The following is a 3,261-nucleotide window of genomic DNA, read 5'->3' on the forward strand; positions in this document are numbered from 1 at the left end:
GACCGTGTGTACGTGTAGTCCAGGCGTCCACTGGACCCGTTCCCGGGTCACTCAACATTACACTTTTAGTGTAGTGCCGATCCGATGAACGTGGCTACTGTGCCAGCTGGTGGATCGCTCGGCTTGAGAGCTGAAGACGGACGTGCCAAGCTGCGAAAAGCCTGTGGGACCCGCACGGAGGGAAAGAACACAGGATTTCCGAATGAGAATCTCCTCGCAATTGCCTTGCGCAATGGGGAACGTCGAGAACTGAAACATCTTAGTATCGACAGGAAAAGAAACCGTAATGCGATATCGTTAGTAACGGCGAGTGAACGCGACACAGTCCAAACCGAAGCCCTTACGGGCAATGTGGTGTTCGGACTGACGATCACTCTCAGAAAATCTGCAGGAAGTCTCTTGGAACAGAGCACGAGACAGGGTGACAGTCCCGTAGTGTAGATGAGTACGAGACGAGTCAGCTCCAGAGTATCGGGGGTTGGATATCCCTCGTGAATATCCCAGGCATCGACTGGGAAGACTAAACACTCCTCAAGACCGATAGCGAACAAGTAGTGTGAACGAACGCTGAAAAGCACCCCACGAAGGGAGGTGCAATAGGGCGTGAAATCAGTTGGCGATGGAACGACAGGGCACACAAGGTCCCGGTCATAATGACCTACTCGCGAGAGTACAGTAAGATGATTGGGAAGCCGGTGTTCTGTCGTACGTTTTGAAAAACGAACCAGGGAGTGTGCCTGATTGACGAGTCTAACTCGATTATCGAGGAAGGCGTAGGGAAACCGACATGGCCGCAGCACTTAGTGTGAGGGCCGCCGTGTTCAAGCGCGGGGAGTCAATCGGGCACGACCCGAAACCGGATGATCTAGGCATGGGCAAGACGAAGCGTGGCGAAAGCCACGTGGAGGTCTGCTAGCGTTGGTGTCCTACAATACCCTCGCGTGACCTATGTCTAGGGGTGAAAGGCCCATCGAATCCGGAAACAGCTGGTTCCGACCGAAACATGTCGAAGCATGACCTTTGCTGAGATAGTCTGTGGGGTAGAGCGACGGATTGGGGGACCGCACTCCGAGAGGAGTGCGCCCCCCTGTCCAACTCCGAACCTACAGACGTCGTTTGACGCAAGGAGTCCGGTGCACGGGGTAAGCCTGTGTACCGTAAGGGAGACAACCCAGCGCCGGGTTAAGGTCCCCAAGTGTGGATTAAGTGCGATCGAAGGTGGTCTCAAGCCCTAGACAGCCGGGAGGTGAGCTTAGAAGCAGCTACCCTCTAAGAAAAGCGTAACAGCTTACCGGCCGAGGTTTGAGGCGCCCAAAATGATCGGGGCTCAAATCCACCACCGAGACCTGGCCGCACCCCCCATAGGGGTGATCGCGTAGGTCGGCGTTCTGTTCGGATGGAAGCATGGGAGAGATCTCGTGTGGACCGTTCAGAAACGAAAATCCTGGTCATAGTAGCAGCGTTAGTCGGGTTAGACCCCCGACGGCCAAATGAGTAAGGGTTCCTCAGCAATGCTTATCAGCTGAGGGTTAGCCGGTCCTAAGTCAACCCGTAAGTCGAAGTTGACAAAAGGGAAATAGGTTAATATTCCTATGCCGGTATGCAATCAAAGTTGACGCTTTGGGGCCGCCACAGCTGGGCACTCGCCCAGTCGAATTACTGAACTTCGTGGAAACCGTAATGGTACGAAGCGAACGAATAGTAAGATAGCGTAAGTGTGGTCAACCCAGAGCCCGTGAAAAGACGAGCATACTGTCCGTACCGAGATCCGACACAGGTACTCATGGCGGCGAAAGCCACGGCCTGTCGGGAGTAACCGACGTTAGGGAATTCGGCAAGTTAGTCCCGTACGTTCGCAATAAGGGATGCCTGCCCTCTACGGGGCAGGTCGCAGTGACTCGGACGCTCCAACTGTCTAGTAACAACATAGGTGACCGCAAATCCGCAAGGATGCGTACGGTCACTGAATCCTGCCCAGTGCAGGTATCTGAACACCCCGTACAAGGGGACGAAGGACCTGTTAACGGCGGGGGTAACTATGACCCTCTTAAGGTAGCGTAGTACCTTGCCGCTTCAGTAGCGGCTTGCATGAATGGATCAATGAGAGCGTCACTGTCCCAACGTTGGGCCCGGTGAACTGTACGTTCCAGTGCGGAGTCTGGAGACCCCCAAGGGGAAGCGAAGACCCTATAGAGCTTTACTGCAGGCTGTCGCTGAGACGTGGTCGCCATTGTGCAGCATAGGTAGGAGGCGTTACACAGGTACCCGCGCTAGCGGGCCACCGAGCCATCATTGAAATACTACCCGATGGTGACTGCGACTCTCACTCCTGGCGGAGGACACCGGTAGCCGGGCAGTTTGACTGGGGCGGTACGCGCTTGAAAAGATATCGAGCGCGCCCCAAGATTTCCTCACCCGTGTCGGAGACGCGGGGAAGAGCGCAAGAGCATACGGAAGTCTGACAGTGTCGAACACAACGATCGACGCTGACGCGAAAGCGTGGTCTAGCGAACCAATTAGGCTGCTTGATGCGGCCAATTGCTGACAGAAAAGCTACCTTAGGGATAACAGAGTCGTCACCCGCAAGAGCACATATCGACCGGGTGGCTTGCTACCTCGATGTCGGTTCCCTCCATCCTGCCTGTGCAGAAGCAGGCAAGGGTGAGGTTGTTCGCCTATTAAAGGAGGTCGTGAGCTGGGTTTAGACCGTCGTGAGACAGGTCGGCTGCTATCTATTGGGGGTGTTATGGTTCCTGACGGGAACGTTCGTATAGTACGAGAGGAACTACGAATGGGTGCCACTCGTGTACCGGTTGTTCGACAGAGCAAGTGCCGGGCAGCGACGCACCACGGGGTAAGAGCTGAACGCATCTAAGCTCGAAACCCACCTGAAAACGAGGAACTACTGAGATCACTCGTAGAAGACGAGTTCGATAGACTCGGGGTGTACGCGCCAAGGCAACGAGGCGTTGAGCCCGCGAGTACTAACTGATCAAGCCACACACTCATACCATATCGCATTGGATCCGTGACGCGGTGAACGGGTCCGGACGCAAACTGGACTACACATACACACGGTCGGAGACCGATCCTGGTGATCGGCGGTTCGATTCCGTCAATCGGCGTTAGGCGGCCAGAGCGGCGAGGTGCCTCCCGTACCCATCCCGAACACGGAAGATAAGCTCGCCTGCGTATCGGTTAGTACTGGAGTGGGCGACCCTCTGGGAACGCGGATTCGCCGCCCCATTCATACTTTCATAT

The 3,261-nt window shown here is 55.4% G+C and carries 2 rRNA genes; both read left to right on the forward strand.

The window, feature by feature from the left end:
* The first annotated feature begins 85 nt into the window (after nucleotides 1–85).
* Nucleotides 86–3,006: ribosomal RNA gene (locus B2G88_RS18995) — 23S ribosomal RNA — on the forward strand.
* Nucleotides 3,007–3,125: 119 nt separating this feature from the next.
* A 5S ribosomal RNA gene (gene rrf / locus B2G88_RS19000) occupies nucleotides 3,126–3,247 on the forward strand.
* Nucleotides 3,248–3,261 lie beyond the last annotated feature (14 nt).

The organism is Natronolimnobius baerhuensis, assembly GCF_002177135.1.
Classification (GTDB): Archaea; Halobacteriota; Halobacteria; order Halobacteriales; family Natrialbaceae; genus Natronolimnobius; species Natronolimnobius baerhuensis.